At 58.6% G+C, this 24,624-nt stretch carries 23 protein-coding genes; 11 read left to right on the top strand and 12 right to left on the bottom strand.

Translation table 11 applies throughout. The features are described from left to right. Nucleotides 1-528, bottom strand: coding sequence for a class I SAM-dependent methyltransferase (locus tag ACXWUF_RS01460; RefSeq protein ID WP_458492872.1), 528 nt, complete (start codon nucleotides 526-528; stop codon nucleotides 1-3). A gap of 313 nt (nucleotides 529-841) precedes the next feature. On the opposite strand from ACXWUF_RS01460, the gene ACXWUF_RS01455 reads away from it, so the two are divergent. Beyond that, nucleotides 842-2,779: a LysM peptidoglycan-binding domain-containing protein gene (locus tag ACXWUF_RS01455; protein WP_458492871.1), complete on the top strand. Its 1,938-nt coding sequence runs from the start codon at nucleotides 842-844 to the stop codon at nucleotides 2,777-2,779. Nucleotides 2,780-2,966: 187 nt separating this feature from the next. Here the strand turns inward: ACXWUF_RS01455 and ACXWUF_RS01450 are convergent, their stop codons facing one another. Together ACXWUF_RS01450 and ACXWUF_RS01445 are read right to left on the bottom strand one after the other, a co-directional pair. Further along, nucleotides 2,967-3,251, bottom strand: a complete 285-nt coding sequence (locus tag ACXWUF_RS01450) for a hypothetical protein (protein ID WP_458492870.1) — start codon at nucleotides 3,249-3,251, stop codon at nucleotides 2,967-2,969. Next, nucleotides 3,163-4,362 (bottom strand): hypothetical protein, encoded by a 1,200-nt coding sequence (locus ACXWUF_RS01445; RefSeq protein ID WP_458492869.1) that lies wholly within the window; start codon nucleotides 4,360-4,362, stop codon nucleotides 3,163-3,165. The genes ACXWUF_RS01450 and ACXWUF_RS01445 overlap by 89 nt, the downstream gene beginning before the upstream one ends. Before the next feature lie 270 nt (nucleotides 4,363-4,632). On the opposite strand from ACXWUF_RS01445, the gene ACXWUF_RS01440 reads away from it, so the two are divergent. From ACXWUF_RS01440 to ACXWUF_RS01410, 7 genes are all read left to right on the top strand, one after another. Then, nucleotides 4,633-5,469: a S1C family serine protease gene (locus ACXWUF_RS01440; RefSeq protein WP_458492868.1), complete on the top strand. Its 837-nt coding sequence runs from the start codon at nucleotides 4,633-4,635 to the stop codon at nucleotides 5,467-5,469. 264 nt (nucleotides 5,470-5,733) lie between these two features. Then, entirely contained in the window at nucleotides 5,734-6,327 is a 594-nt protein-coding gene (locus ACXWUF_RS01435; protein ID WP_458492867.1) for a hypothetical protein, read from the top strand. Between the two features lie 17 nt (nucleotides 6,328-6,344). Beyond that, on the top strand, nucleotides 6,345-6,644 hold the full coding sequence (locus tag ACXWUF_RS01430) for an HPr-rel-A system PqqD family peptide chaperone (RefSeq protein WP_458492866.1): 300 nt from the start codon (nucleotides 6,345-6,347) through the stop codon (nucleotides 6,642-6,644). After that, nucleotides 6,626-7,549 carry an HprK-related kinase A gene (locus ACXWUF_RS01425; protein WP_458492865.1) on the top strand — a complete coding sequence of 308 codons (924 nt, stop codon included), beginning with the start codon at nucleotides 6,626-6,628 and terminating at the stop codon, nucleotides 7,547-7,549. Before ACXWUF_RS01430 ends, ACXWUF_RS01425 begins: the two co-directional genes overlap by 19 nt. Further along, a complete protein-coding gene (locus ACXWUF_RS01420; RefSeq protein WP_458492864.1) occupies nucleotides 7,546-8,646 on the top strand; it encodes a nucleotidyltransferase domain-containing protein in 1,101 nt (366 codons plus the stop codon). The genes ACXWUF_RS01425 and ACXWUF_RS01420 overlap by 4 nt, the downstream gene beginning before the upstream one ends. Before the next feature lie 237 nt (nucleotides 8,647-8,883). After that, nucleotides 8,884-9,249: a ribosome silencing factor gene (rsfS, locus tag ACXWUF_RS01415; RefSeq protein ID WP_458492863.1), complete on the top strand. Its 366-nt coding sequence runs from the start codon at nucleotides 8,884-8,886 to the stop codon at nucleotides 9,247-9,249. Nucleotides 9,250-9,453: 204 nt separating this feature from the next. Further along, nucleotides 9,454-10,485: a potassium channel family protein gene (locus ACXWUF_RS01410; protein ID WP_458492862.1), complete on the top strand. Its 1,032-nt coding sequence runs from the start codon at nucleotides 9,454-9,456 to the stop codon at nucleotides 10,483-10,485. A gap of 163 nt (nucleotides 10,486-10,648) precedes the next feature. On the opposite strand, the gene ACXWUF_RS01405 is transcribed toward ACXWUF_RS01410, so the two are convergent. Both ACXWUF_RS01405 and ACXWUF_RS01400 read right to left on the bottom strand, forming a co-directional pair. Continuing rightward, complete coding sequence (locus ACXWUF_RS01405; protein WP_458492861.1) at nucleotides 10,649-11,029, bottom strand: (2Fe-2S) ferredoxin domain-containing protein; 381 nt, start codon at nucleotides 11,027-11,029, stop codon at nucleotides 10,649-10,651. 308 nt (nucleotides 11,030-11,337) lie between these two features. Continuing rightward, entirely contained in the window at nucleotides 11,338-13,200 is a 1,863-nt protein-coding gene (locus ACXWUF_RS01400) for a M12 family metallo-peptidase (protein ID WP_458492860.1), read from the bottom strand. Nucleotides 13,201-14,841: 1,641 nt separating this feature from the next. Here ACXWUF_RS01400 and ACXWUF_RS01395 point away from each other — a divergent pair. Next, the gene (locus tag ACXWUF_RS01395) at nucleotides 14,842-16,182 is read left to right on the top strand and encodes a putative O-glycosylation ligase, exosortase A system-associated (protein WP_458492859.1); all 1,341 of its coding nucleotides are present in this window, start codon (nucleotides 14,842-14,844) and stop codon (nucleotides 16,180-16,182) included. Nucleotides 16,183-16,190: 8 nt separating this feature from the next. On the opposite strand, the gene ACXWUF_RS01390 is transcribed toward ACXWUF_RS01395, so the two are convergent. The 7 genes from ACXWUF_RS01390 to ACXWUF_RS01360 all read right to left on the bottom strand — a co-directional run bounded on the left by ACXWUF_RS01390 (nucleotide 16,191) and on the right by ACXWUF_RS01360 (nucleotide 22,324). Continuing rightward, nucleotides 16,191-17,711 (bottom strand): lipopolysaccharide biosynthesis protein, encoded by a 1,521-nt coding sequence (locus ACXWUF_RS01390; protein ID WP_458492858.1) that lies wholly within the window; start codon nucleotides 17,709-17,711, stop codon nucleotides 16,191-16,193. Between the two features lie 119 nt (nucleotides 17,712-17,830). After that, a complete protein-coding gene (locus tag ACXWUF_RS01385) occupies nucleotides 17,831-18,589 on the bottom strand; it encodes a class I SAM-dependent methyltransferase (RefSeq protein ID WP_458492857.1) in 759 nt (252 codons plus the stop codon). A 217-nt stretch (nucleotides 18,590-18,806) separates the two neighbouring features. Beyond that, on the bottom strand, nucleotides 18,807-19,760 hold the full coding sequence (locus tag ACXWUF_RS01380) for a glycosyltransferase family 2 protein (RefSeq protein WP_458492856.1): 954 nt from the start codon (nucleotides 19,758-19,760) through the stop codon (nucleotides 18,807-18,809). Between the two features lie 6 nt (nucleotides 19,761-19,766). Further along, nucleotides 19,767-20,351: a tetratricopeptide repeat protein gene (locus tag ACXWUF_RS01375; RefSeq protein WP_458492855.1), complete on the bottom strand. Its 585-nt coding sequence runs from the start codon at nucleotides 20,349-20,351 to the stop codon at nucleotides 19,767-19,769. After that, nucleotides 20,348-21,298, bottom strand: coding sequence for a hydrolase 1, exosortase A system-associated (locus ACXWUF_RS01370; RefSeq protein ID WP_458492854.1), 951 nt, complete (start codon nucleotides 21,296-21,298; stop codon nucleotides 20,348-20,350). The genes ACXWUF_RS01375 and ACXWUF_RS01370 overlap by 4 nt, the downstream gene beginning before the upstream one ends. Then, nucleotides 21,253-22,080, bottom strand: coding sequence for a hydrolase 2, exosortase A system-associated (locus ACXWUF_RS01365; RefSeq protein ID WP_458492853.1), 828 nt, complete (start codon nucleotides 22,078-22,080; stop codon nucleotides 21,253-21,255). Before ACXWUF_RS01365 ends, ACXWUF_RS01370 begins: the two co-directional genes overlap by 46 nt. Next, the gene (locus ACXWUF_RS01360) at nucleotides 22,073-22,324 is read right to left on the bottom strand and encodes an acyl carrier protein (protein ID WP_458492852.1); all 252 of its coding nucleotides are present in this window, start codon (nucleotides 22,322-22,324) and stop codon (nucleotides 22,073-22,075) included. The genes ACXWUF_RS01365 and ACXWUF_RS01360 overlap by 8 nt, the downstream gene beginning before the upstream one ends. Nucleotides 22,325-22,460: 136 nt before the next feature. Here ACXWUF_RS01360 and ACXWUF_RS01355 point away from each other — a divergent pair, with 136 nt between their 5' ends. Beyond that, nucleotides 22,461-23,585 (top strand): DegT/DnrJ/EryC1/StrS family aminotransferase, encoded by a 1,125-nt coding sequence (locus tag ACXWUF_RS01355; protein WP_458492851.1) that lies wholly within the window; start codon nucleotides 22,461-22,463, stop codon nucleotides 23,583-23,585. Next, complete coding sequence (locus ACXWUF_RS01350; RefSeq protein WP_458492850.1) at nucleotides 23,582-24,622, top strand: GNAT family N-acetyltransferase; 1,041 nt, start codon at nucleotides 23,582-23,584, stop codon at nucleotides 24,620-24,622. The genes ACXWUF_RS01355 and ACXWUF_RS01350 overlap by 4 nt, the downstream gene beginning before the upstream one ends. Nucleotides 24,623-24,624 lie beyond the last annotated feature (2 nt).

The raw sequence follows: 24,624 nt of genomic DNA, 5'->3' as shown, positions 1-24,624 counted from the left end.
CTATACGTCAGGGCGAACGGCGGGGCGACTTCGGTTTTGCGTAAGTCCTGACTGGGATTGTTCAAACATATGTCCCGCCGCCAGGCTCGGCACGCTGACCCAACTGGATTCGATGGGAATGAGCGTGTAACGCCGCTTGATGGCCTTGAGCGCGTAGGCGAAGGACAGTTCCGCGCGGGTATGTTCCCAGGCGGTGGTGGGCTTGCCGAAGTGGCGGGAGGCGGACACGCTGAAAGTGGCGTTGAGTTCCGCGTCGAACTTCAACAGGCTCAGCCAATCCAGTAGGCGGTGGTGGCTGGCGAAGCTGGCGTGCCAGAAGGACTCGGCGCGGGGCAGGTATTGGAGGACGCCATGGGGACTCCAGGGATTGAGTCCGAGTATGAATAGCCGACCTTCTGGCTTGAGGACGCGCTCGGCCTCGCGCAAAACTTGATGTCGGTTGGATTCGAATTCGATCAGATGGGGCAGAATCAAAGTGTCCACGCTTTCGGTCGCAATCGGCAGCGCGTCGGAATTGGCCGAAATCAAGCCCGTAAAAGGGGCGGATTGGGGTTTGTCGCAAGCGTCGATTACCGCGAAATGGCTAAGAAAATCACTATCAATATACAGCGTTTCCGAGCCTAAAAGACCAACTTGTAATATCTTTTGATTATAAGTAAGCTTTAAAGCCGACTGCAGGTAGGAGGCTTCAATTGTCTGTAGTATCTGCCCCAGGGTTGTGACGCGATACCATTCCAGGAATATTTGGCGGGATTGGATTAATGACGTTGGTTTTGTCTTCATGGCTAAAGCTGACGGGCCGCGATAACTCACCTGAACTTAAAATGCTGAGGAAATGACGATGAGAAGGCAACCACCTGAAGCCCGCTTGCTTTGCTACGCTTCAATCATCGCGTTATCGCTGGTGGGCTGCTCCCAGCACGGGGGCAAGCTCAAGAACGATTCCAATATAACCGACAACGGCCAGCCAGCGTCAACTTCCGATTCCAAAAAATCCCGTCTCCCGCAAAGCGCCAAGAATAGTGGCCGCTTGTTGCGTAAAAAAGACCGCGCCGTGGCGTCCAAATCCGGCGGCACAAAAAGCTCGTCGCACTATGACAATCTCTGGGATCGATTGTTCGATCTCTACGACCTGCCGCCCATCGAACACGAAGACATCGACCGCGAGCTGAACTGGTTCGTCAACCATCCGACTTACATTGATCGGGTGCAAAACCGCGCCGAGCCGTTCCTGTACTCCATCGTCAAGCAGGTGGAGAAGCAGGACATTCCCGGCGAAATCGCCCTGCTGCCCGTGATCGAGAGCGCCTTCCAGCCCCACGCCATATCCCCCGCGAACGCGGCGGGCATCTGGCAATTCATCCCCTCCACCGGGCGCATGTATGGCTTGAAGCACACCCGCACTTACGATGGACGGCGCGATATTTATGCGTCCACCCGGGCGGCCATCAAATACCTCAAGAAGCTGCACAAGGAATTCAACGGGGACTGGCTGCTGGCGATTGCCGCCTACAACTGCGGCGAGGGAGCCGTGGGCCGGTCGATTCAAAAGAACCTGGCGCGGGGTCTCCCCACCGATTTCTGGTCCTTGGATTTGCCCCAAGAAACGCGCTCCTACGTGCCGCGCCTGCTGGCGGTCGCCAAGCTGTTCTCGTCCGCCGACCAATACGGCGTTGATCTGCACCACATCCCCAATTCCGCCCAGTTCAAGCCGGTGAAAGTGACCAGCCAGCTTGATCTGGCCCTCGCGGCGGACGCCGCCGATATTTCCCTGGACAAGCTGCGCGAGCTTAATCCGGGGTTTAAGGGGAAGCATACGGACATCGAAGGCAGCTATCATCTGTTCATCCCGGCGGAAAAGAAGACCGCCGAGTTTCGGCAGGAGTTGGAGCGGCTGGTGATGGAGCATGGGTCGTATGAACCGAGCCGGTCGATTTCCGAAGCTGTTTCATCGACGCTGGAAGCCAAAGAAACCCCTGTGGTCAGGGCCGAATCCACCGAGTTGGCGTCTTCTCTGATTCGCACGGCTAATGTTGACCGGGACTTCGATGCGGCTTCTTTGAGAGAGCGCAAAGAGGCGGCGAGAGAGAAGGAGCTAGCGAAAGAAAGAGAGCAGGCCAGGGAAGAGGCGGCAAAGGAAAGGGAATTGGCGCGGGAAAGAGAGCAAGCCCGAGAAGAAGCGGCCAGAGAAGAGGAGCTAGCGCGGGAAAGAGAACAGGCGAAAGAACGGCTGCACGCCAAGGAAGAAGCCGCGAAGGAAAGAGAATCGGCGCGGGAGAAGGAACACGCCCGGGACAAGCTCGCCGCCCACCATCGCGAGCGGGACGAGGACGATTCCAAGTCGTCGTCTAAGCTGGCCGACAAGCATAAGGATCGGCATTCCGACGAAGCCGACGAAGACAGGTCCGTTGGTCGCGCCATGACCAAAAAAGGCGCTTACACGGTTCAGCCCGGCGAGACCCTGTGGGCCGTGGCGAGAAAGCATTCCGTGGATGTGGAGCAGTTGGCCAAATGGAACAACTTCTCCGAGAAAACCGCCGTCAAGGCCGGGCAAACGCTGGTGGTGTGGAATAAAGACGCCGCGAAGAAGCTGACCCTGGTGAAAGCCGGTTTTCATCCCTCCCAATCCATCAACAACTACACGGTTCGGGAAGGCGATACGCTGTTTTCCATTTCCCGGCGGTTCAAGGTCAGCGTGGCGGATCTCCGCAAGTGGAACGGCTCCAACGTCGAAAAGCAGATGCAGCCGGGCAGGAACATCACCGTACAGAAGGACTAGGGCTTCGCTGTATGGCCCTCATCGTTCGCTGAGCGGAGCCGAAGCGAACCCTTCGACTCCGCTCAGGGCTTCGGCTCCGCTCAGACAGCGGCTTGATCCCCGGGCATTCCTTACGCCCGAACCGAAATTGTTCTAGGCGCGGCGGGTTGCCCCCGGTTCCGCGCCATGTGACCAGTCCAAGCCAGCATCACGCGGCCACGCCCAGCCTATCGGGCAGGCCGACATGGCTGACCACGTAACGGTGCTTGCCGGAAGCCTCCGGCGGAATGTTATCCACTAGGTTGATTTCCACGTTGACTTGGCTCTCCATGCGGCGGCGCAGTTGGGTCACGATGTCGTCTTTAGCGCTGTCCCGCCAGGTCGGGCCGCTGACGATCAAGACTTCAAGACGCTCGACCGACCACTGAATAATCTTGAATTCTTTGACGCCTTCCACGGCCCGCAGCACATAAATCACCGACAGGGCGTGCATAATGGCGCCGTCGGGCCGCACGACGAAATCGGTCGTCCTGCCCATCACCTCCGACAGAACATGCAATCCCCGGCCCGCTGGGCAGGGTTGATCCGAGACCCGGATCATGTCGCCGGTTCGATAGCGAATGAAGGGCTGGGCTTCCGAGCATACATTGGTGATGACCGCCTCGCCGATTTCGCCGGGGGCGACCGGGTTGCCCAGGGGCGACCGGGTTGCCCAGGGGATCCAGCGCTTCCAGTAGGATGGTTTCGCTGTTGACGAGCATCTGGCCCTCCGGCGATTCCAGCGCGATCAAGCCCCCGTCCCGGCAGCCGTATTCGTTCGCCACGGGCACGCCGAAAACCTCCTGAATCAGCCGCCGTTGTTCCGGGAACAAAGGCTCCCCGGTGGTGCAGACCACTTTCAGCCGCTTGAGTCCGGGAGACTGCCCCCGGCTTTTGGCGTGGGCCGCCAGCAAGCTGAGGCTGCTGGCGTAGCCGTAAATGCAGGTCGGATCGAACCGCCGGATTCGCTTGAGATAGTCGTCCATGTTCGCCTCCGACATGTCGAAGGCGTTCAATAGCAACTGGTTGAACAGCCGGTCCCGCAGGGTTTTGATTAAATCGGTTTTGTTAAGCTCGACCGGGGCGCCCCACAGGAAAACTTCCGGCTCCCCGACATCAACGCCCCACCAGCGGCGGGCACGCATCCGGCCCGCGGCGTCAGCGGCTTGGCGCGCCCTGCCGTAGTAGAAGATCAGGGGTTGACCGCTGGAGCCGCCCGTGTTGTAACGGTAGGCGCCGCCCGGCACGTCCCGCCATACCAGCTCGTCCCGGTGCGCCGAGGCGTCGGCTTTGCCCATGGTGGGTAGACGCCGGAATTCGTCGAGCGTCACATCGCGATGGAAGGCGCCATCCAGGCCGTTGGCTCGGATGCGCTCGGCGTGCCACGGGCTGTGGGCGTGCGCGGTTCGCAACAGCTCGCTCAGGCGGCGCGTTTGCAACTGCTCGATTTGCTCTCTGGATAGCCACTGGCTTTTCTCTAACTCGGCCAGATAGGCGAATGTTGGCCTGTGTAAGAGCTTTTCATGGGCGGGGAAGAACAGGTGTTTTACGAATTTCGGGTGCATGGGAATCCGGGGCGTTCAGTGAAAAAAGCGGTATTAATTCACGCGAGATTTGGCTTGGGGTGGGCTATTATTGAGCTTGGTCCGCTGGCGGGCGAATAGCCACCGTCAGGAATTTTTACGATTTTATTGTTCGACGCAAAAACTTCTGTGTTGTCTCGAATCTGAGTTCATAAGATTATTTATCTCGTGATTGTGCGGTGGCTGTTAGATATTTAATCCACGCGCAAAAACAACGCAGCCAAGGTTAGGCATGTTTGGAATGGCTAAATAATGCGTCTTCCATTTGGTTATTCAAAGTTATTTTTAGTGGAATATTCACAGCGTTCCGGTGCGTTGATTTGGCTGATTGGACTGGCGCTTCTGGCCGGAGGGCGCGGGGCGCTGGCTCAGGAGGCCCCGGCTAGCCTGCCGGACGTGGTGGCTTTGATTAAGCCATCGATTGTGGGCATCGGCACCTTCCAGCGCGTGCGCACCCCGCCGACGGAATTCAGAGGAACGGGGTTCGTCGTGGGTGACGGGTATCATGTCATCACCAACGCCCACGTCCTGCCCGCCGCGATTGATTACGCGCATATGGAGAGTTTGGCGGTGTTCGTACCGGGGGGTAAAACGTCCAGCGTGCGTCAGGCCGTGACCGTTGCCGTGGACGAAGATCATGACATCGCTTATTTGAAGATAGGTGGAACAGGACCGCTGCCAGCCGTGCGTCTAGGTGATTCGGGGAAAGTGCGGGAAGGCGAAGAATATGCTTTTACGGGATTTCCCATAGGCGCGGTGCTGGGCTTGTATCCTGTCACCCATCGCGGCATTGTTTCCGCCATCAGTCCCATCGCGATTCCCTCATACAGAGCGAAAGGACTGGATTCAAAAAGCATACGTCGGCTTGATGTGCCGTATGATGTTTTCCAATTGGATGCGACCGCTTATCCAGGAAATAGCGGTAGCCCATTGTATAATGTAAGGACGGGCGAGGTGTTTGGGATTATTGACAAGGTGTTTGTTCAAGAGAGCAAGGAGAGCCTGCTTGAGCGGCCCAGCGGCATTAGCTATGCCATTCCGATTAAGTATGCTATTGATCTATTAAGGCAAAATCCAAGCGCCAAGTAGTGTCGAGCGAATACAAGAAGTCGGTTTCCTTTACATCTTGCCCTGGATGGCCGTAAAACTTACGGGTATCTACTTGAAATGCAACGGGCTTATTTGTTGGCGCGATATTTGTATATGTGTTTGGGTTTTAGCAAAATGGCTTGATAATAATTTTCGATGGGCACCGAAAGCCGAGCGGTGTTGAGGTGAGGACATGACAATAATCAATCAGGCAACCAATGCCACGGGCTACCAGATAAGCAATTCAATAAAAGGTGGAGAATCATGTTAAGCAAAGAGCGGTCTTCGCTGACTTCGTTACAAGACCCGCCGACGGGCCGAACAGTGGTGGTTTCTGACGCGAGGCGCCGCCTTGTCAAAGGGGGCTTCATGGCGGCACCCGTGCTTCTGACGCTGCCGAGGGTATCCTCCGCGCAGGCATCCAACCAGATGTGTGTCGAGCCGAAGAACGGCCTGACCGAGGCCGAGGGGGTCAGCGCATCCGGGCTTGGGAACTATGTGGCGGTGGCGCGGCCCGCCTTCAAGATCACCATTAGCGGTGTCGATCACATTGTTGTGTACGGAGGCTACACCTATACGACTTTGGCGACCGCGTGCGCCGACACTTCGGGTTGGCATGATGCCGCTTCATGGACAACGACCTATCTCCCTCAAAGCTGTTCCGGGTCCGGGCCGGGGGCTTTTTCTGATGGAATTAACACTCATACGGCGACGGCGGTGGGCAATTACTCGGTCATCGTGCAGGTGGACGTCACGGGCACGCCCATTGGCGTGATTGGTCCGACCGGCGGTTCGACGCACATTATTACTACCTCGTGCTGGGCCTCCGCCATGGCAGGCACCTCCTTGCCGCAATGACCGGCCTTTAATCCCCAATGAGCGATAGGCAAGCGGCGACTGTGTGGGCGGGTTTGCCCGAGCAGGCTTTGCTCTGGGAACAATTCGACGACGATTATCTGGTGTTTAACGCCCACTCGGGCGAGACCCATTTCTTGAACATCAGCGCCGCCGAGGTGCTGAAACTGCTGCAAACCGGCCCCATGGACCTGCCTTCGATGGTGGCCGAACTTCAATCGGTGTTCGACACGGATGATGAACATACCCTGGCTCAACATATCAGCCGTGTCATTCAGGAATTCGACCACGCAGGGCTGATTTGTCCGCTTCCAACCTGAACCTACAGCAACTCACCCCGTCGGTGATCTCGACGCGGCTGCGGGAGCGCGCCGGATTGAGTCTGGCGATGGGTCCGTTCGCCGTGCGGATTCGATCTCAGGTAGACTCCCTGGTGGTGCCCATGCGGGCCGTGTACGGCGATTTTCCCGTGCTGGACGCCAACCCCCAGGCGGACTTCAACGTCGATTTACAGAAGCCCTTCTCGCTGCGGGCCTGGATTCAACCGCAAGTGTTGTTCAAGCTCGACGGCAGAAACCTGTTCGAACCCTTCCCGGAGGACACCGCCTTTCCGTTCTTCGAATGGGGACTGAACTGGTGCGTCGGCCAGCGCTGCCACCAATACCTGATAACTCACTCGGCGGTGCTGGAGCGGAACGGCCAAGCGCTGTTGCTCCCCGCGATTCCCGGCTCGGGCAAAAGCACGCTGTGCGCCGCCCTGGTGTTTCGCGGCTGGCGGCTGTTGTCCGATGAGTTCGGCCTGTTCGACTTGGCGGGTCGCCGCCTCGTGCCATTTCCCCGCCCGGTGGCCCTGAAAAACGAATCCATCGACGTGATCCGCCGCTTCGCGCCCGACGCCGTGCTTGGCCCCTTGTTCCCCAAAACGCGCAAGGGCACCGTCGCGCACCTGCGTCCGCCCACGGCGGCGGTCCAGCGCATGGACGAAGCGGTCAAGCCCGCCTGGATTATCTTCCCGAAATTCACCAAGGGCGCGGCGTTCTCCATCCATGCCTTGCCCAAGGCCCAGGCGTTTCTGCGGCTCGCCCACAATTCATTCAATTACGAAATCACCGGCGCCGACGGATTCCGGGCGGTGGCCGAGATCATCCGGGCTTGCGACTGCTACGACCTCAACTATGGCGATCTGGACGACGTGATTGCCCGCATCGACCGGCTAACCGCATGACGGATCGGCCCGCCGTGCAAGCCGCTTACCGGCATTTGTTCGCGGCCCTCGCCGAGCCGGCGCGGCTGCTGGATTTGCGGGAGCCGGACTGGGACGCCTTGTTGCCATTGGCGAGGTCCATGCGTTTGTGGTCCCGGCTGGCGGCGTCGGCGCTGGATCAGGGCTTGATGGAGCGGTTGTCCCTGAGAATCGCCCGCCAAATGGAGGCCGCGCTTCGGTTCGCGGCCCATCGGCAGCAGAAAATCCTCTGGGAATTGCATCATTTGGAGCGGGCCTTGCGGGATGTCCCGGTGCCGGTTTTGGCGTTGAAGGGCACGGGCTATGTGATGGGCGGACTCGTCGCCGGGCGGGGGCGGATTTTCAACGACGTGGATTTGCTGGTGCCCCGGTCGGGTCTGGCCGAGGTGGAAAGCGTGCTGAAGGCGGGCGGCTGGCGCTCGGAAATCTTGGACGATTACGACGAGCGCTATTACCAGGAATGGATGCACGAAATCCCGCCCATGCGCCACCCCGACCGCCAGATCGAGGCCGACATTCACCACACCATTTCCCCCCTGACCAGCCAGCTCAAGGTCGATGCCGGTCCTCTCTTCGAGGCGGCGATAGAGTTGCCCGGCCACCGCTTCAAAACCCTCGCGCCCGCCGACATGGTGCTGCATAGCGCCATTCATTTGTTTTATGGCGGGGAATTCGAACATGGCCTCCGGGATTTGTCGGACCTGGACTGCCTCATGCGGGAGTTCTCCGGGCGCGACCCGGAATTCTGGACGAAGTTGGTGTCCCGGGCGGAATCCATGCATCTGGGGCGTCCGCTGTTCTATGCCCTGCGCTACGGCCAGCGCTTGCTGAATACGCCGGTTCCCGCCGCCGCGCTGGACCAAGCCGAGCGCCTTGGGCCTGGACGATTCCCGGCCAAGGCGATGGATGCGCTGATGGAGGCGGCGCTCATGCCCAACGATCCCGCCGCGCCACGGGGCTTTGGCGCGCGGGCGCGGGAATTGTTATGGATTCGCTCCCATTGGCTGAAGATGCCGCCGGGACTGCTGCTGCCCCATTTGATCCGCAAGGCGGGCAAGGGCAAAAAGCCTCACGGCTAGGCGGGGATTTGGTGGAACCTGATGGGATTATTATTATTTGCCTGTCGGGCGGGAAACCGTTTTCCGGTCGAGATGCCGGCTCCTGAGCGGAAGCGGTTTTTATCCGCGATTTTCGGCGCCTGTCGCGCTTGGAAATCGCTCCCACGGGCGAATAACCAACATGAGCCGGAAATTTATAGTGGCTTATCGGGTCTTATCATTCCTTTGGATTATCAAACACAGCGCAACCCAAAACCCATGCATACCGAAGACTTATTGCAACTCGTATTGAATACCCTGGACGACGGCAAGGGCCGGGATATTAAGGCGCTCGACGTGCGCGGCAAAACCAATATCGCCGATTATATGGTGATCGCCAGCGGCACCTCGGAGCGGCACGTTAAATCCCTGGCCGGGCATGTGGCCGAAGAGGCCAAAAAGAACGAGGTTCCCCCCCTGGGCATGGAGGGTGAAAATGTCGGGGAATGGGTATTGGTTGACCTCGGCGACATCATCGTCCACGTCATGAAGCCGCAGGCCAGAGAGTTCTATCAACTGGAAAAATTCTGGCACGGGGATTACGCCCTGAGCCAAGCCGCCTCCGAGGCCGCCACCCTGCACTGACGGGGTTTCGCGGTCCAACCAATCATCCTTCCAGCCCGGGTCAGGGCCGACAGCCATGTCGGCCCTGTCTGTTTTTCAGCGAGCCGCCGACAACCAACATTGGGACTCGCCGCCCATTTGTTCGACAGTGAGCCATAATTGGCAAGGCTTGGCGTCCGTTCCAAGCCCCCACCCCCGGTAGCCCTTTCAGTCCAGCCATTCGCCATGTCCCCCGAGTCCATCAGGTTGTCGTCATCCCTGCGCTTGCGCCTGATATTGCCCGCCAGCCTGGTGCTGTTGATTACCGTGATTGGAACCATCGGCTATGCCTGGCTGGGGCGGGACCAGGGCGCCTCGATCCTCGACGCCCTGTTCATGACCGTCATCACCATCACCACCATCGGGTATGGCGAGGTCATCCAACTCGATGACTGGGGGCGGATTTTCACCATGGTCATCGCCATCACCGGCATTGGCAGCCTGTTTTATAGCTTGACCGTCATCATGGATTACCTCGTGATGATGCGCATGTCGGACCCCCTGGGGGAGAAGAAAATGCAGCGCGACATTCAAAAACTAAAGAGCCACATCGTCATCGCCGGACTTGGGCGGGTGGGGCGGCAAGCCGCCGCCGAGTTGCACGACGCACGGGTCGCCTTCGTGATTATCGACCCGCGCCCGGAGGCCCACGCCTATGCGGCTCAGCACGGCTATTTGATGATCCAGGGCGACGCCAGCGACGATTCGGTGCTGGAACAGGCGGGCATACATTGCGCCAAGGGCTTGATCGTGACCAGCGGGGACGACGCCAGCAACCTGTACATCGTGCTGTCCGCCAGGGTGTTGAATCCCAAGTTGTTCATCGTCTCGCGGGCGGTGGACGATTCCAGCGTCCCCAAGCTGATCCGGGCCGGCGCCGACCGGGCCATCAGTCCCTACGCCATCGGCGGGCGGCGTCTGGCCCATCTCATCCTCAGCCCGACGGTGGTGGATTTTTTCGACACCGTGATCCGCAAGGGCAAGGAGAGCCTGAATCTGGAGGGCATCAAGGTCCGCGACGGCGCCCAGGTCATCGGCCAGAGCCTCGCGGAATTGCGGGTGCGGGAAACCACCGGCGCGACCGTTTTGGTCATATTGCGCGGCAGCCGGGTGTTGCCCAACCCCGATCCCGATCTGGTGCTGCATCCCGGCGACCAGTTCTTGGCGCTGGGCACGTCCGAGCAATTGGACCGGCTGGCGAAAGTGGTTTCGGAGTGATTTTCCTTCGCGTGGGGCGCTTGTCGTCCCGCCCCTTCGACTACGCTCAGGACAGGCTTCAGGCGGTGAAACCGAACCGGGGAAAACCGGCTGAAGCCGGGACTACGAGCGATTTGTGCGGGTTCCCAAGCGGGGGGCTTGGGAAAAACCGGCTACTAAATTCTCACTGCGCGGCGAATTCGTTCTGACAGAATTGATACTCGGACACCGGATTGCCGCCGATCAGGTGCTCCTGAATAATCCGCTCCAACACCTCGGGCGTGCAGGAGTGATACCAGACGCCTTCCGGGTACACCACCGCGATGGGTCCGTGAACACAAACCCGAAGGCAATTCGCCTTGGTGCGGCCAATCCCGCCCGCGCCGGTCAAGCCCAGCTCATCCAGGCGGCGCTTCAAATACTCCCAGGATTCCACGCCCGCTACCGTGGCGCAGCATTTCGGCTTGGTGGGTTCCGCGCAAAGGAAGATATGCCGCTTGATTTGGCTCAGGCGTAAAGCGCCCGCCGCGTTTTGTAGGGCGTCGAGCTTGTCGCGTTCAGTCATGGGGATTCTCGAAATGGGGGGTGGATCAATCGGAAGGGACAAGGGAAATCGGCCCGATACCTAGTTTCCCAGCCAGAATAGGACAGGGCACGTCGGGCTTCAAGGACACCCGATTTCCCCTATCCACGATTGTCCGATAACCGCTGCTAATTCGCAAATCACCCAACACGGATTATGAATGTAGGGTGGGTGTGTACTCACACCCACCCTTTTATGGGGCAATGGTTAATTGGGGTGGGCATGAGTACATGCCCCACCCTGCCCGGATTCCTTTAATTAGGCTCCAGTCGATAATTATCACCCCGGTATTACTTCCGAACCTGAATCACCGCCTTCCCGGTATTCCCCGCGTTATCCAAGGCAACCACTTCCAGCGCGTGAATCCCCGGCGCGACGCCCTGGGTATTCCATCGGTAGGTCAGCATCGCCCCGTTGGCCGCCGCCTTCAACCGACCGTCGACATATAGCTTGAGGCTTTGTATCCCGCCGTCGTCGCTGCCGGTGGCGACGATGCCCGCCTGTTCGGCCACTTGCGTGTTATTGCCGGGGCTGGCGATGCGCACCACGGGTGCCACGGTGTCGGTCCCGACTGGTTTGGTTTGGGCGGGCGTGGCGACCGAGACCACATTGGTCGAGTCCGAGCCGCCCGCGCCGTTATACGCGGCGACCCGGTAAACGTAGCGGGTCGCCGGGCTGAGTCCCGTGTGGGAGAAATGGGTGGCGTTCGGGCCGAGGTTGGCGATTTCCCGCCATTCGCTGCCGTCGAGCGAATACTCGACCCGGAATCCCGCCTCGTTGTCCGCCACGTCCAGCCAATCCAGGGAGATTTGATCCCCCGCGACGGGCAGCGCGGCCAGATTGGCGGGCGCGGCGGGCGCCGCTTTGACCGGGGCGCCGCTGGTGGTCGTGGTGTTGACGCTGGCACGCCAGTTGGCGACCGTGGCGCGGGCGTTCATCATGGACCAGGCGTCGGCGGCGGAGCTGGCCGCGTTCTGGGCCGGATCAATGCCGAGGGCGCTGCCGTTCAGTTTGAGATTGGGATTCGCGAAATAAGAAACCGTGTTCGCGCCGGAGCAGGGATACGCCATGACCGTGCGGAAACCGCCCGCCTGGCAGAGCCGATGCCCATAGGAATAGGGGTAAATGCCCGGCGTGGTGGAATTGGCCCGGTCGTGGGCGTTGCCCTGGTTGTGGCCCAGTTCGTGGGCCAGGGTTTGATTGGAGAGGCAGGCGTATCTGGAATCGTCGTGGGCCACGGCGAAGGCATAGGACGCGAAACCGGCGGACAACAGGCTCATTTGATAGCCGATGCCGCAGTAATTGGCGTCCGCCGAAATCAGAACCACTTGGTCGGCCCCGTATTTATTCCGCCATTGATGAACCGCGTCCATCTTCCCATCGTTGGATTTTTGCAGGTCATACAGGGTCCGGGACATGTTGCCGGTCTCCGTGTAGGGCACCTCCGCCGTGTAGACCAGCCGCAGCCGCATGTCGATCAAGCTGTTGATGTAGGCTTGATTGGCGGCGGCGACGGCATTGTCGATCCGGGCCTTGATGCCGGTGACGCCGCCCGCGTTGGTCCGGGCGCGGGGGGTGTAGACCACCATCAGGTCCACAATGGTCGTGGTGGGCGTGGCCGCCGCCGTGGTCGCCGGGGCGGGGCTTGAGGCTGGCGAGACGCCAGACTTGGCGCCCGCCGCGACGGGGTGGGAGTGCGCGGGCACCTTGACCTGGTCCAATTGGCGGACCCGGTGCAGGCCGTTTCCTTGGTAGGCGATTTCGTACAAGTCCCCGTTCTCCCGCTTCACCGTGCCCGACAGGGCTTGATCCCGGAACGCCAGGACCACCTCGCTGGTCGGTTCCCCTTGGAGATGCCCGATCCAGACCGAGCGCCCCGGTTCATCCTCGACCACGCGGTCGCGCTCCCCGACCAGGGCCGCGTCCCCGAATAGATTCAAGCTGATCCGATCCCCCCGCAGCTTGGGCGCGTCGATCATCACCGAGCGGTCGCGGCCCTGCTTCACTTTGGGCGGGACTATCTCCGGCCCCGCCGTGGCTGACGGCCCGGACAACTCGGTGGGCGTGGGATCGCGAAGCAAATTCCCCGGCGGCGTTAGATCCGACGCCAGCGCCGCCATGTTGGCGAACCCCAATAAGGTCGAAAGACCCATCGAAAACAATATGTTCCGACTAATAGCCATGATTATTCTCTATTCGTAAATGACTTTTGAAAAAAACAGGAAACTCCGATCCGATGGCTGTCGATATGGCTCTAAGGCGGATTTTCCAGAACGCGCCGGGAGGAGCGCCCGGGACAAATAACCGGCACAAGAAACCCGGGCCGAACCGGATTCAATATTCCGGTGGCCGGTGTGCCACCATTAAAAATCGGGCGGCTTAGAGCAAAAGATTGGGTGGGCGAGGAATAGCCAGGAAAATGGCGCTGGAGTCGGCTGGTTTAGGAATCAGATAACTCATGATGACGCAGACTCCTTGTTATTCTTCGAAGATAATGAAACCGCCAGGGTTGGGGGCTTTAATCAAAGCGAGGCTTGGTCCACTCAGGGGATAAACCTATGCGTGAATGGGTTTTTCGCATGTGCGGTGGTCGGGTATGTATCAGATCGGGTGGGTGGTCCGGGGATGAAAGGATGTGTCATAAAATCCAGCCATCGTCCCCGGTTTGCTTCTGTCCCGATAAGGGAACGAAGATGAAAAACCTTTACGCAGGGTTCATGCCGAATGGCGATAGCCCTGATGGCATAAGGGGCATCGAGTTTGGTGCGCCTATTTTCGGGAGGTGGAATGTTGCTAAAAGGTTACTTTTTTAGCAGGGTCCAGCGTGGACAGAATTTGAAATTTATCTTCATGACATGGCCCGGAATATCAAGTTATGGCGCTGTCGCTAGATAACGACGAGCGAGACTTAAAACCTTGCCAGTTTTTGAAATAATTGGCACTTAGGCTTGGGGTTGTTCATAAATGATGATCACTTAAAAACACCTTTAATATGGCTGAGGCGTCCTTTAACCTGTGCAGAAGTTTGAGCACTCTAGATAATGGAAGCGAGATAGCTTTGCGATGTCGCTATTTAGATATTGATTCATAACTTCAACGATTTTGGGACGTATCAAAAATTGCTTTGGATGAGGATTGAGGTTTGTTGTTGCCAACCCGCCGAGCTACGTCGGCGATTGGCGACAGGGGCGCGGAATCATAGTCCGGCAAGGTTGAATTGGCGGGGCAGGGCACCGTTGCGGGAGAAACTGGCGGATCAACCGCCCGCGCCCTGGAAGGCTACGTATTCCTAGGGGGCTGGGCCATCCATGAGAATTTGATGGCTAAGCTTCGCGGGGCTATCCGGGGCCAAAAGGGTAGTAATAGCCAATGAGTTTGGGTGCCAAAGCTTGTACCATCGGCTATGATAGGCGTGGCTAAATCATGGGCATACAGATTTTGTTATGCCTAAAACCGCGAGAAACAAAAGTCGTGATGGAAAACAGCTTGCGGAATTAGTCAGTTGCAATAGATTGCATTTCGGAAGGGGATTGTTGATAGGGTAATTATTGATTCTGGCTTAATCTTGCCAATAAGAACCAATGAGTTAAGTGGCTGATGGCCTTCGGCTTGAGTGTCTGGGTATCCGTGAGCGATTGACCTTTATGACATCTGCCCAGGGCAACTAGTGCCGGGGGTGAGCATTAAACGCCCAGGTCTAGCGATTCAGTGCTTTTCGATAAAATCCCAGCAGGGCGGCCGGGGATTGATTGGGGCCATTCAATTCATGGCGGTTAATTACGCTTTTTAATATTATGCGCGACGTTATTATCACTTTGCTTGTTTTTGGATCAGTCCCCTTCATCCTGCGTTCGCCCATGATTGGCATTCTGGTATGGTCGTGGCTCGCTTATATGAATCCCCACCGACTGTGCTGGGGGTTTGCCACCAGTATGCCATTCGCCTATGTGATTGCGTTAACGACGCTACTGTCCTTATTGCTCAGTAAAGAGAACAAAAAGATTCCTTGGACCAGGGAATCCATACTGCTCGTGATATTTGTTATTTGGATGTTTATCACCACGGTTTTTGCCCTCAATCCAGACGACGCTTGGCCGCAGTGGGTCAAGGTGATGAAAATCCAATTCGTGACCTTTCTTACCATGATGGTGATGAAAGACTTCCGTCGAATAAATCTTCTGGTCGCGACTATTGCCGTATCACTCGGGTTTTATGGCGTTAAGGGGGGGGCATTCACGATTGTGAGCGGCGGGGGGATGCATGTATGGGGACCGGCAGGAACTTTCATTGGCGGCAACAATGAAATTGGCTTGGCCCTGATTATGACGATCCCTTTGATTCGCTATCTTCAGATGCAGGCTAATACGGCCAAGGTTAAATATGCTTGTATTGGTGCCATGGCCCTGAGCGTACTCGCTGTCTTAGGCACCCAGTCCCGAGGTGCCTTGGTGGGGGTTGTCGCCATGATAATTTTTCTTGTTATGAAGGGTAAAAACCGCTTTGCCTATATGATGCTGGCAATTATTAGCGGGATTGTGCTTTATCAATTCATGCCAGAATCCTGGCATAACCGGATGTCCTCCATTTCCAGCTATGATAAGGACGCATCGGCCCTGGGGCGTTTGAATGCCTGGGGATTCGCATTTAATTTGGCGAGCAGCCGCCTATTCGGGGGCGGATTTGAAACATTTTCTCCCAGTCAGTTTCTGGTTTATGCGCCTAATCCGAAAGATTTTCATGACGCACACAGTATTTATTTTGAAATCATGGGGGAGCAGGGCCTTATTGGCTTGGCGATTTTCTTGGCTCTGGGCGTGTGCACTTGGTTTAGCGCAGGCCGCATCGCCGAGCAGGCCGACACTCATCCTGATATGCAGGGGCTTGCGAATTTGCTTCGAATGATTCAGGTGAGCCTCGTAGGGTATGTCGTTTCAGGCGCCTTCCTAGGGATGGGTTATTTTGATCTTTATTATGCCTTGGTTGCCATCGTGGTTATGTCCAGTTATGTCTTGCGGCAACATGTCGCGGAGGCTCGGGCCGGTGTTTCTCCATCCCCGCCCCCATCGGCCCTGGCTCCGCTCACGCAACGCAAGCCACGGGATTTCGTGCGTAAGAAACAGCTTGTCCGTGACTGATTTTGGACTCACTTGCCCTGTGGGGCGGGCCGCCGCCGCACCCACAGCAGGGTGAGAACGGCCTTTTTCAATCCCAGGGAGTCCAGCAAGTAGGATTCGGTGCCTTCGCGGCAGCCCGTGATGCGCCAAAGCAACAGGATGCTCAGCGCGTAGCTGAATGCGCCCACGCCTATCGCCGCGGCCAGGCGCACGGGGAGGATTAGGCCAGGGGGGGGCTGCGTCTGACTCAGTGCGGCGGTCATCAAGGCTGTCGCGAGCAATGGACGCCAGGAATGGGCGAGGTAGTCGGTGAATCGGACCGCAGGGACGTTGTACAGGACTAGCCCGAAGAAGAAGATCATTCCGAAGGCCGCTATCCCCAGGCGGATAAGCGCGATGCCCTCGGCGTCGGCGGCGGGGAAAACCATCAGGGTGGCGCCAGCGAGTAGCGCGAGTTGCACCCAGGTGAATATCGCTTGTAGGCGCACCTTCCCCAGCGCCAGTAGCAAGTGGATACCACTGTGGCTCAGCGCACCGAACACATTCATGAGCGCCAATATTTGAACCAAGGGGATGATGGTCAGCCATTGTTCGCCCAGCAGTAACAGGATCGCGTCGGGGGCCACCGCGGCCAGCCCCACGCCAGCGGGCAGCGCCACCAGCGTTTGCACGCCCAGCGCTCTGGAGAACATCCAGCGCAAGCGCTCCGCATCGTGCGCCGCCTGTACGAAATTGGGAAATAGCACTCGACCCAATGGCGCAAGGACTTCGCCGGTGGGCATCGCCGCCACCTCGTCGGCCAGGGAGTAGCCTCCCAGCAGGGTGGTGTTGGTTCTAGAGCCGACCAGAAATTTGTCGAGCTGAGTCAGGCTGTAGTGTCCGAGGTTGCGCACCAGAACCCATTGCGAGAACGACCAAAGGGCACCGAACCGGGCGAGTGAAAGGCGGGGGCGGAAATCGTGCAGCCAATAGCTCAATCCCAGCCCCACGATCCGTCCGCTCAATGAGCCGAGCGCCATGGCCCAATAGGAGCGGAGCAGGAAGGCCAGCGAGAGCGTCACCGTGAATCCGGCCAGCCTGCGCAGGAAGAAAAACCGGAAGTCGCGCCCGAACTCCATGTTCTTCTGGAAGGCGACCACGCCGATATTGTCCAGCCCCCCAACCAGCACGCTGACCGCCATGACGCGCATGACATCGGTCACGCGCTCGTCGTGGAAATAGTCCGCCGCCAGTGGCGCGCCGCCGCCGATCAACGCGGCGGCGAGGATGGCTTGGAGCAATCGCAAGGTCCAAGCGGTGTCGAAATCGGCGCGGGAGGCGTTGCGGTTCTGGATCAAGGCCATGTTGACGCCCAGGTCCAAGAGGGTGTCGATGAGTCCGACCACCACGGAGGCCATGGCCGTCACCCCAAAATCGGCGGGAACCAATAGGCGCGCCAGGATAAGGGTGCTGATGACGCCAATGAGCCGGTCGGTCCAGCGCATCGTCACCGATAAGACGGCGCCCCGGGCCGCCGAAACCTGTTTGATCGGTTTGTTGGAAATGGTCATTCAGCGCCCGCTAGATGGCTGGGAAGGGGGTGGAGGCTTCGCCGATGGTCTCCGCTCCGGGACGCGCCGGGGCGTCGGCCAGGGCTTCGCGGGGCTGGAGCTACGGGGAATCGGCGTGGTTACGGATGGGGCTTCTTAAATAGGATATGCACCCAATTGGCATGTCCTTTCTCAAAGCGTCTGCTAAGGCTGGTCGCATAAACGGCGAGTTTGGTGAATACCTTTTGCATGAAAGTACGGGGCGGAGGATTCTTGAGTTGGGCACCGCAGTGTATGCAGGTTTCCTCTTGGTCATAGGTGCCATAGGGGTTTCCGGCGAGGTCCATGAGTTGGCAGGCCAAGAAATTCGTGCCCCCTTCCGCTGTTCCGACAAAAGATATTTTTTCGACCATCAGGTCCGGGAATAACTTTTTCAGGCGAGTTTCATCGAAGCTATTCACATGACCCCATGGCGGGTTTTTCCCGCCACAGGAATAGCAGGTGGTGCGGCCCATCCGAATATCTTGCCGGTGGGGGACTCCCACCAGCACATAGTGTTTCGCGACACGGGTCAATTCCCCGCAGGCGTTTTGCAACAAAGGCTCGGGGATGTGTTCTAGGACTTCGCTACAAAAAACCAAATCAAACGAAGCATCGGGAAATTCCAAGCCGGTCGCGTCACCTTTCACACATTGAACGGCAGGATCGGCGATGAGCGGTTTCTCAAGGTCTAAGGCGGTCACTTGCTTGAAGTGACGGGTCAACAGCTTGGAAATGAAGCCGTCGCGGGCACCGATTTCCAATACGGAATCTAACGCGCTAGGAAGCAGGCTCAGCAGGTCGGCGATTCGATCCCGCTCACGCTGGCTATTCCGGTATTGTGCAAGGTCGAAACTCATCTGAAATTTCCGGTGATGGAGGTAATTGATTGGTGGTATTAGCCTGGGCTCTGGGTAAGTCGAATCATCAGATTCGGCCTAAATCATTGACTTACGGGATAGATTTGGGCGAGGCACGACACCCTATGCCAAGGTCTTATTGTTATATTCTCAAGCCGGATGGCTTGTTTTGGAGCTGGCCCAGCAGGCACATCTAGCGCAGTTTTGAGTGGGATTTTTAGGCTATGCCCTTTAGAAATGCTTGCGCCATGAGGACAAGCGTTTTAAGGCGGAGTCCTGAGTATTTCGTTGATTCGGCCAGAGATTTCATGGCGACCTTTGGATCGCCATTCTTCAAATGGGCGTAGCCGTGATCAAAGCAGGATTTATACAGCCTTGCGGTCAATAATACTTGCGCGGGCTGCCTGCCATCCGGCGAGGCGTCGCCCCAACGCCTGAGCGAGCGGGACAGAATTAGGTAAGGATAATTGATAGGCTTAACGCTGCCGGTGATGCTGGCCGAGTGCCGACGATATAGCGCGGTGGGACGTTCCAGTCCGAGCATCGGGCAGATTCTGGATAGCCTTAACCACAGGTCATAATCCTGCCCCTGGCGTAATTCTGGATCGAACAAGCCGGTTTCCTCCAGTAGGGATTTCTCGGCGATGACCGTGGAAGTCCACACGATGCAATCCAGTAATAAATCCGCATATATCCAACCCGAGGCCAGCACCGCCGACGAAAGCCGGGGATTATTGGCGAGTTCAAGCTCGGCATCGGCCACGCTATAGCGGCCCGCCGCATCGGGTTCCCACCAGATAAAGCGGCTATAAGCCATCCGATAACCGCTGCCGACCAATTCGCTAATCTGATAACTAAGCTTGTGTCTCCACCAGGTATCATCCGCGTCGAGGAAGGCGATATATTGCCCATTCGCCGATTTGACGCCCAGATTGCGGGCCACCGCCGATCCCTGGTTTTCCTGGCGCAAAGAAATGACCCGTTTTCCATAAGCAGAAACAACATCGGGCGTTCCGTCTGTCGAGCCATCGTCAACAACAATAATTTCTATCGGTTCATAATCCTGAGCCAGCACGCTGTCGATAGCTTCCCCGATATGCAGCTCGTTGTTATAGGCAGGTATCACCACTGAAACCAGTGGCCGATCACTCACGTAAGTAGTGGAGTTCATGATGGGTTATTTTGCCGCACTTAGCTCACTAAGTCTTTTTTGAATAATTTTGACATTAGGAGTTTTTTCGAGGGCTTTAACTAGCACCTTTTTTGCGTTTTCCAGGTCGCCGTGTTTCTTATAGTAGTCACTTAAGCGCATGGAGGCTGGCCAGTAGTCTGGCTTTAATTGTAGCGCCTTATTTAGCGCGGTAAATGCCTCGACATCCCGGCCTAGCTGGGACAGGATCCGGGCTTTGCCGGTATGAATTTCCGGTAGAAAAACGAAGGCTGGGCGCGCCCGTTCGATAACATATTCAATGTCGCTGAGAGAATAAAATAACAGGCTGTTCCTGGCGCGCTTATCAAGCATAACCATCGCTTTGTTTTCCGAATTTAGCGCCCAGCAGTAGTGATGCAGGTGGGTATATTCAAAGCCGTACTGTTGTATGTGTTGCTCTATGGGAATGGGGTCTTTGCTGATGCTTCTGATTTGTTGGACGCCCCGGCAATAAGGCGGCAACCGGGCAACCTCCGCCATGTTCACGGGCGGGTCTGCCAACGCGGTTCCGCTCGCCAGAAAGATGGAAATTAACACCAAATGCTTTTTCATTGCGGGAACTCCTGGAATGGCTCGGATTGATTCACCAGTATCCAACTGGCCGTCTCAATGGTGGCCCGCTGGCGCCACGGCTGGCTCGAAAAGGTATGATTCGCTTCGGGGATACTATGAATCTCGACATTTGGCGATGTTGAGGCTTTCATCCAAGCCGCGTCGCCATTGATTAATAGCTCGAATTCCCGGGCGGTCGCGTCCTGGCCGCTTAATAGGATTAATACCTTGCCTTCGAAGCAGGTGAGTCCATGCCGCATTCGCTCAATGAAACCCCGGTGGGGGGTGTCGAGCTGGCTATTGGATGGCACCGCCGCCTTGACGGTCAGTCGCGCCGTCAGTTTGCCGACACTGCCAAATATTTCTTTTAAGGATACAACCGCGCCCACTTTGCCGACTAGTAGCTTTTTCCAGAATGAGGGCTGTTTTAGCCTATTCCAGTAATAATACTTAAGCCTAACGTGGGCGGCGCTTGCTTCGCTATGCACCCAAGGATTAAGCAAAACCATCCCACGCACACGCGAATCAGTATATCCGTAGAACAACGCAGCCGAGGCGGCGTCGCATAATCCCCAGAGGATAATCTTAGTGAGTCCCGGCACCTGTTCAAGCAGGGCGTCCACGGCGGCGCGGATGTCGGCGTTGATGGATTCAAAGTTGCGCGGGTCGCCCTCGCTGTCGCCCATGCCGCGATAATCGAAGCGCAGGGAGGCGACGTTTTCCCCGGCCAGATGGCGGGCCAGGAGGGTGAATTGGCGATGGCTGCCCGCCCGGTATTGGGGTCCACCCACCACGATGACTAGCCCTGTGTCGCTGGGCTGGTCGGGCAGGGCGGCGATGCCCATGAGCCGGTCGCCCTCGCAGGCGAAGACGATGGGCCGCTCGCGCCAATGCGGGCCGGTCACGCCGCGCACTCCTTGAGCGTGGCCGCCAGCAGGGCGGGGCATTCGGTGATTTCCTGGGTGCCCCAGAAGGGTTCGCCGACCACCGGGCGGGTGGTCAAGGCGGTGCCCGCCGCGAGCCAGGCGTCCGCGACCCGTTGGCTGGCGGGGCTGAGGGCTTCGCCCGCGCCGATTTCAAACCAATGGGTGGGGCAGGGCGGAACATGGTCGGCGAGTTTCCAGCCCGCCAAGGCTCGGGCCAGGGCCGGGCTGAGTCGGTAGCCACCCACTTCCACGCTGTCCCCGGCCTCCAATTGGGCGCGGAGCCGCTTGGTCCCGGATTGGGCCTGCCCGGCGGAGAGCATCTCGCCCGCCAGCTTGATGCGCAGGAATTGGTTGAGGAACGCGTCGCCATTGACCACCGGCTGGCACAGGACCAGCCGGTCAATGCCGGTCAGTTCGCGGGCCAGTTCCGCCGCCAGGGAGGCACCCGTGCGTAGCCCCCACAAGGTGATTGAGGCGACGCCTTGTTGGTTTAACCAGGCGTGGGCCAGACGCGCATCGTCTTTCCACGATTCCCAATCCGCGTCGCCGAAATCCCCGGCGCTATCGCCGCAGCCGGTCAGGTCCGGTTGCAGCACGGCGTAGCCCGCCCCCGCGAAGGCGCGGGCTTGCAGCGCGGCCATGCGGCGGGACTTGTGCATTTCCTCGGCGAAGGGATGGAGGTAGAGGATGCCCCCCCGCGCTGGCTGGTTGGCGGGCGCGAGGGAGAGGCAAAACAACGGGCCTCGGGGGCTGGGCAGGAAGAAGGGGTTGATGTCCACCGCCCCGGAGACCGTCTCAGCCATTGAGTTTTTGTTCCACAAAGCCGGTGAGGGCACCGAAGGTGGTGAAGGTGTCGGCGCTGATTTCGTCGTCTTCCACCGTGAAGCCGAAATGTTCTTCCAGCAGGGTCAGGACGGTGACGACGGCCATGGAGTCGAGTTCGGGCAGGGCACCCAACAGGGGAGAATCAGCACGCAGGCTATCCACGCGGGCACCGATTTGGAGGGCTTGGGCAAGGACTTTTTTTACGTTTTCTTCAACATTCATGAGGGGAACCTTGGTTGTTTGTGCCATTTTATATTACTTCCACGGGAATCCCGCGATATGATTCTTTACTATGCAACCTTTAAGCTTTTATCCCCTGGTCGTTGACCCCGGCGATTATCCCAGAGCCATCCTTCCCATGCTTCCCGTTCCCGGCTGGAGCGCGTTCATGGGCGGGGCGAATCCGCTCATATCCTCCGCCTTTCAACGCGGCCCTTTGTCCTTCTTTTCTTTTGGCCGCTACGCGCTGGCGGAAGCCCTGCGCCGGGCCGGGGTGGGCCGGGAAACCGCCGTGTTGTTGCCCGCCTTGCATTGCCGCAGCATGGTGGAGCCAGCCCTTCACCTGGACGCCGAAACCCGCTTCTATCCTGTGACCGCCGACCTGCGGCCCGATTTCGCCGCCCTGGACGCCCTGGCGGCGGACGGAGCCGTCCGGGCCATGCTGCTTTCCCATTATTTTGGCTTTACCAACGCCTTGGACGAGGCGCGGGCCTTCTGCGCCCGGCACGGCATCGCGCTGATTGAGGATTGCGCCCACGCCTTTTTCGGCGAGCATCGCGGCCAGCCCGTGGGGACGTTTGGCGACTACGCCATCGCCAGCGCGTGGAAGTTTTTCCCGGTGCGGGATGGCGCGATGTTGCGGGACAACAGCGGCGGTTCCGCCGCCCCGCTGGGTCGTCCGCCAGCGCTGGCCGAACTCAAGGCGGGGGCCGCTGGGTTGGCGCAGGGCGCGCGGCGTGTGTGGCGTCGCGAATCGCTGCCGCCCATCGACGGCGAGGCGTTGATGGCGCGGGCCAGGGCCGTGGCCGCTCGTCTCGCGCAGGCGGGGGGCGGTCGGCCCGGCGTCCCGACATTTCAGCCGGAGGGCGTGGACTTGGCGGGATTGCGGCTTTCCCGTGGGCTGGTTTCCATCACTGCGACGGGGCGACTGGTTGCTCGGCGGCGGGCCAACTACCGGCGCTGGCTGGACGGCGTGCGGGATGTGCCGGGCCTCTGTCCCTTGTTCCCGGACTTGCCCGAGGGCGTCGTGCCCTACGCCTTTCCCGTGCTGGCCGACGCCGACGGGCTGGTGTTCCACGCCATCAAGCTGGCCGGAATGCCGCTCTGGCGCTGGGAAGACATGGCCGTGACGGCGTGCCCCGTGGCGCGGGACTACCGGGTGCGGCTGCTGCAACTGCCTTGTCACCAGGCTATTCGCCCCGACGAATTGGATTGGATGCTGGACTTGGTGCGGACCGTGGCCGCACGGGTCGCCACGGGATGAGCTGGCAGATTATTCCGGTGGCGGATGGGCTGGGTGAATGGCGGGAAGCGTGGGATGGCTTGAATCAGCGCTTGTATGGCGGACATCCGTTCCGGGACAGCCGCCTCGTCGAAGCCCTGCTGCGTTGTTTCGGAACGCGCCGCGAACATTTATGCGTCCACACCTCCCCCGCCGGGGTGGACGCCATCATTCTTTTGTACCCACGCCGCCCTGGCTTTCCCGCCATCTGGACCCAGTTCGTGCCCGCCTCCCTGCAATCGGCTCCAGTCCTGATCGAAAGGCCGGAATTGCTGGACAGCCTATTCAAGGCATTGCCGTCCTGGGCCGTGATTGTGGAGCTGTTATGCCAAGACCCCAGGTTCACCCTGGCGCCTTTGTTCTCGAGGCAAATGAAGCGGGTCCGTAGGGAGCGCCACGCGCTGACCATGAATATCGACTTGGCTGGTTCGTTCGAGAGCTATTGGGATGGCCGCTCTAATAATTTGCAAAAAAATATCCGCCGCTATCAGAGGCGGGTGAGCAAAACCTTCGGGCAACCGGAACTGCGTGTACTGACGGCACCGGAACAGATGCGCGAAGCGGTGGCCCGTTATGGAATGCTGGAATCCACTGGCTGGAAAGGCGCGGCGGGCACGGCGGTGCATATCAATAATATTCAGGGGCGGTTTTATTCGGAGGTGATGGCCCGGTTTGCGGAGACGGGTCAGGCGGAGGTGGTCGAGTATTGGCTGGGAGGACGGATCGCGGCGTCCCGGCTAATCGTTTATGGGGCGAATATATATATCGTTTTGAAAACCGCCTATGACGAAAGCCTATCCGAGTTTGCCCCCGGCATCCTGCTGCTTCACGATTTTGTGGAAAGGGCGTTCACCGAGAAGCACGGCAAGGCCATCGAGTTCTATACCAACGCCACCCAGAATCAATTGGCCTGGGCCACGGGCACGCGGCGAATCAAGCATGTCATGGTTTTCCGCAACCCCGCCTTGGCCTGCCTTTATGACGTTTATCGTGACATATCTCAAAAATGGCGGAGCTAATA

The sequence above is a fragment of the Methylomagnum sp. genome (assembly GCF_054333355.1).
This window is presented reverse-complemented; position numbering and strand designations above follow the sequence as displayed.